Origin of the sequence: Roseateles sp. (assembly GCF_052436255.1) — a bacterium.
In the GTDB taxonomy this organism is placed as follows: Bacteria; Pseudomonadota; Gammaproteobacteria; order Burkholderiales; family Burkholderiaceae_C; genus Pelomonas.
The window spans coordinates 1-3,926 of record NZ_JBQVNP010000265.1 but is presented as its reverse complement, the minus strand read 5'-3'; the positions used below and the strand labels follow the sequence as shown (position 1 = coordinate 3,926).

Annotated in this window: 6 protein-coding genes; 5 read left to right on the top strand and 1 reads right to left on the bottom strand. The window is 70.2% G+C overall.

Going from position 1 to position 3,926, the window contains the following annotated elements; translation table 11 throughout:
• Together ACT6S0_RS27225 and ACT6S0_RS27220 are read left to right on the top strand one after the other, a co-directional pair.
• A partial coding sequence (locus ACT6S0_RS27225; protein ID WP_444766853.1) for a YebC/PmpR family DNA-binding transcriptional regulator occupies window positions 1-249 on the top strand: 249 nt, incomplete at its 5' end.
• Between the two features lie 41 nt (window positions 250-290).
• Window positions 291-1,313: a cupin-like domain-containing protein gene (locus tag ACT6S0_RS27220; RefSeq protein ID WP_444766852.1), complete on the top strand. Its 1,023-nt coding sequence runs from the start codon at window positions 291-293 to the stop codon at window positions 1,311-1,313.
• On the opposite strand, the gene gcvA is transcribed toward ACT6S0_RS27220, so the two are convergent.
• Window positions 1,310-2,233 carry a transcriptional regulator GcvA gene (gene gcvA, locus ACT6S0_RS27215; protein WP_444766851.1) on the bottom strand — a complete coding sequence of 308 codons (924 nt, stop codon included), beginning with the start codon at window positions 2,231-2,233 and terminating at the stop codon, window positions 1,310-1,312. The genes ACT6S0_RS27220 and gcvA overlap by 4 nt on opposite strands.
• Window positions 2,234-2,362: 129 nt before the next feature.
• On the opposite strand from gcvA, the gene ACT6S0_RS27210 reads away from it, so the two are divergent.
• From ACT6S0_RS27210 to ACT6S0_RS27200, 3 genes are all read left to right on the top strand, one after another.
• Window positions 2,363-2,617 (top strand): DUF2917 domain-containing protein, encoded by a 255-nt coding sequence (locus ACT6S0_RS27210; protein ID WP_444766850.1) that lies wholly within the window; start codon window positions 2,363-2,365, stop codon window positions 2,615-2,617.
• 37 nt (window positions 2,618-2,654) lie between these two features.
• Window positions 2,655-3,527, top strand: a complete 873-nt coding sequence (locus tag ACT6S0_RS27205) for an alpha/beta hydrolase (protein ID WP_444766849.1) — start codon at window positions 2,655-2,657, stop codon at window positions 3,525-3,527.
• 42 nt (window positions 3,528-3,569) lie between these two features.
• Window positions 3,570-3,926, top strand: a 357-nt coding sequence (locus tag ACT6S0_RS27200) for an MsnO8 family LLM class oxidoreductase (protein WP_444766854.1), incomplete at its 3' end; no start/stop codon positions are given.

Here is a 3,926-nt window from a genome sequence, read left to right as displayed (position 1 = left end):
GATCTGCTGCCCGCCGACGAGGACGGCGTCAGCGTCTTCCTGACCGACCCGGCCGACCTCGACCTGGTGAGCCGCGCCCTGCCCGCGCAAGGCTTCACGGTGCTGAGCGCCAAGCTGGGCTACCGGCCCAAGAACCCGATCGACCCGGCGAGCCTGAATGCCGAGCAGTTGGACGAGGTGGAAAGCTTTCTGGCCGCACTGGACGCCAACGACGACGTGCAGCACGTCTACGCCGGGCTCGCAGGCTGAGGGCAGTGGCCGCCACGCCGGATCACGACCACCCCGATGCCATGACCTTGCCCGGACATTCATTCGCCAGCACCCTCGAGCGACGCGGCGTGACAGCGGCGGTGTTCAAGGATGAAATCGTCCCCGCCAACCGGCCCGTCGTCCTGCGCGGGCTGATCGAGGACTGGCCTGTCGTGAAGCAGGGCCGGTCTTCCCCGCAGGCAGCCTGCGAATACCTGTTGCAGTGCTACCGCGGCAAGACCATGCCGCTGGTGCTGGGCGACCCGGCGAGCCAACGCCATCTGTTCTACCGCCCCGACATGGCGCGGCTCAACTTCGTGCGCCGCCCGGAATCGCTGTCGGACTGCCTGCGCCTGCTGCTCAGCCAGGTGGACAACGCGCAGGCACCCGCGATCTACATCGACGCGCAGCCATTGCCGGACTGCCTGCCCGGCTTCACCGACGCACATGCCATCGCCCTGCTGGATGCGACGGTCATCCCGAACATCTGGATCGGCAATGCGGTCAAGGTGCAGACCCATTTCGACCTGAAGAGCAACATCGCCTGCATCGTCGCGGGCCGGCGGCGCTTCACCCTGTTTCCGCCCGACCAACTGCCCAACCTCTATCCAGGCCCGATCGACTTCGCACCGGGCGGAACGCCCGTCAGCATGGTGCCGCTGGACAACCCGGACTTCGAGCGCTACCCCAGGTTCCGGCAGGCGCTGGCGGCGGCGGAGGTGGCCGAGCTGGAAGCGGGCGACGCGCTGTACATCCCCTACGCCTGGTGGCACAACGTGCAATCCCTGGCGGGCTTCAACGTGCTGGTCAACTATTGGTGGAACGAGGTCCAGCCCGCAACGCCGCTCTACGACGCGCTGCTGCACGCCGTGCTGGCCTTCCGCGACATGCCCGCCGATCAAAGGAAGTTCTGGCAGGGCATGTTCGAGTACTTCGTGTTTGAAACCGGCGGCGAGGCGCTGGGCCACCTGGCGCCCCAGCACCGCGGGCAGATGGGCCCGGCGACGCCGGAGCGCGCCGCCGCCATCAAGGCCATCCTCGCGGCGGCCTTCAGCAAGTCTTAGCTCGCCAGACCCGTGGCCTCTTGCAGCAGCCAGCGCACGAACGACTTCACCGCCGGCCGTGACTTGGCCGCCGGGTCGACGATGAGCCGATAGGCGCGCGCCGACGCGATGCCGGCATCGAACGGCGTGACGAGCTGGCCACCGGCCAGCAGCGCGTCCACCAGCGGCCGGCGCCCGAGCGCAACGCCCTGCCCAGCCACCGCGGCGGCAATCGCCTCGGAGTAGCTGGAGAAGCTCAGCCGCGCGGCCGGCCGCAGGTCGGCCAGGCCCCAGGCGCCAAGCCACGGCTCCCATTCGGCCGGCATGCCGCCGCTGTCGCTGTCCATGGCCAGATGCAGCAGCGTATGCCGGGCCAGGTCGGGCGGCTCGCGCAACGGCAGGCCCAACTCGCCCACCAGCCGCGGGCTGCAGACGGGCACCATGGCTTCGGCAAACAGCTGCTGGCCTTGCGCCGCGCCGACCGGGCTGTAGCGGATGGCGAGGTCGAAGCCTTCGCTGGCCAGGTTGCGGTTGGAGAGGCCCGCGTCCAGCCGCACGTCGATGCCCGGGTGGGCGCGCGTGAAGGCGGTCAGCCGCGGGATCAGCCACAGCGAGGCGAAGCCCGGCGTCGTCGTCAGCGCCAGCACCTGGCGCTGATGGGGTTCGCGCAGGGTGCGTACGGCCACGCGCAAGCTGTTCAACGCCGTGGCACAGGCCGAGTACAAGCGCTGCCCGTCGTCGGTCAGCGCCAGCGCGCGGTGGCGGCGCTCGAACAGCGGCACGCCCAGCTCGTCCTCCAGCGCGCGCATCTGACGGCTCATGGCGGACTGCGTGATGAAGCGCTCGGCCGCTGCGTGCGTGAAGCTCAGGTGCCGCGCGGCGGCCTCGAAGGCAGCCAGCAGCTGCAACGGCGGGAGACGGTCAGCGGGTTTGGTTGACATGATCTGAAGGAATGCGAAGCCTTCCGAATCATCGTTTGTCGCCTGAAGCGTTGGCAATCACCATGCGTTCCAAGCGCTGAACCCCGCATGCCAACCCGGCATGCGAGGGGCTCGCTCAAGGAGCACATCATGCTGATCGACGCCCCCCACACCCGGCTGCGGCTGCAACGCGGCCAGATCTCACGCCTGCCCGACGCGCGCGCCACTCACCTGTGCAGCGCCAGCGGCACGCTGTGGATCACCATCGACCACGACATGCGCGACATCGTGCTGGAAGCCGGGCAATGCTTCTTCGTGCAGACCCACGAGGCCGTGACCGTCAGCGCGCTGAGCGGCCCGGCCGAGCTGGACCTGCGGCCGGCCGTGGCAGGAGGGCGGGTGTGAAGGTGCCGGCGCGCTGCGCGAGCGCGATCATGCCGGCATGCGTAAACGATTGTTTGTCATCGCCGGTCTGACCTCGCTGGTGGGCACGCTGGCCCTGAGCCTGGCCGCCGGCGACATGCTCACGCGTCCCGCGCGCGCTCACCTCGGCCCGCCGCCGCCCGGCTTGCAGGCCGAATCGCTGCGCATCCGCTACGGTGACGGGCAACATCTGGCCGGCTGGTTCCTGCCGGGGCGCACCGGCCAGGGCGTGGTGCTGCTGCAGCACGGTGTGCGCGGCAACCGCCTGCAGATGCTGGCACGCGCCCGCTGGCTGCAACGCGCGGGCATTGCCAGCCTGGCGGTCGACCTGCCGGCGCATGGTGAGAGCAGCGGCGAGCGCATCACCTTCGGCCGCCACGAAGCACGCGGCACCGAGGCCGCGCTGGCCTGGTTGCGCGCGCGTTTGCCGGGCGAGAAAGTCGGCGCCATCGGCGTGTCGCTGGGCGGCGCGGCGCTGCTGTTGGCCAGACGCCAACCCGAGCTCGACGCGCTGGTGCTGGAGTCGGTCTACCCGACCATCGTCGAGGCCGTGCAGGACCGCCTGGCGATGCGCCTCGGCACGGCCGGCGCCTGGGTTGCGCCACTGCTGCTGGTGCAGTTGCCGTTGCGGCTGGACATGCGTGTCGAGCAACTGCGACCCATCGACAGCGTGGCCAGCGTCCACGCACCGCTGCTGATCGCGTCGGGCACGCATGACCTGCACACCCGCTGGCTCGACACCGAGCGCCTGTTCGCCGCGGCGCGTGAGCCCAAGGGGCTGTGGCCGGTGCAAGGCGCCGCCCATGTGGACCTGTACGACTTCGATGCGGCCGCCTACGAAGCGCGCCTGCTGCCCTGGCTCCAAGCACATCTGCGCAAAGCCCCGGGCTGACGGGGGCCAAGCATCGGCCGGCAAGATGCCGGCATGTCTGCCCTGCCTCCGCTCTCCATCCTCGACCTGGCGCCCGTCGTCGAGGGCGCCACCACGCGCCAGGCGCTGCTGAACAGCCTGGACCTCGTGAAGCTGGCCGACCGGCTCGGCTACACGCGCTACTGGGTGGCCGAGCACCACAACTTGGAAGGCGTGGCCAGTTCGGCCACCGCCGTGCTGATCGGCCAGCTCGCCGCGGCCAGCCAGCGCATCCGCGTCGGGGCGGGCGGCATCATGCTGCCCAACCATGCGCCGCTGACGATCGCGGAGCAGTTCGGCACGCTGGCTGAACTCTTCCCCGGCCGCATCGACCTGGGGCTTGGCCGCGCACCCGGTACGGACCGACCGACGATGCGCGCG

Coding starts and splice junctions, on each gene's coding strand:
- ACT6S0_RS27220 (WP_444766852.1), top strand. CDS start 291: ATGACCTTGCCCGGACATTCATTCGCCAGCACCCTCGAGCGACGCGGC.
- gcvA (WP_444766851.1), bottom strand. CDS start 2,233: ATGTCAACCAAACCCGCTGACCGTCTCCCGCCGTTGCAGCTGCTGGCT.
- ACT6S0_RS27210 (WP_444766850.1), top strand. CDS start 2,363: ATGCTGATCGACGCCCCCCACACCCGGCTGCGGCTGCAACGCGGCCAG.
- ACT6S0_RS27205 (WP_444766849.1), top strand. CDS start 2,655: ATGCGTAAACGATTGTTTGTCATCGCCGGTCTGACCTCGCTGGTGGGC.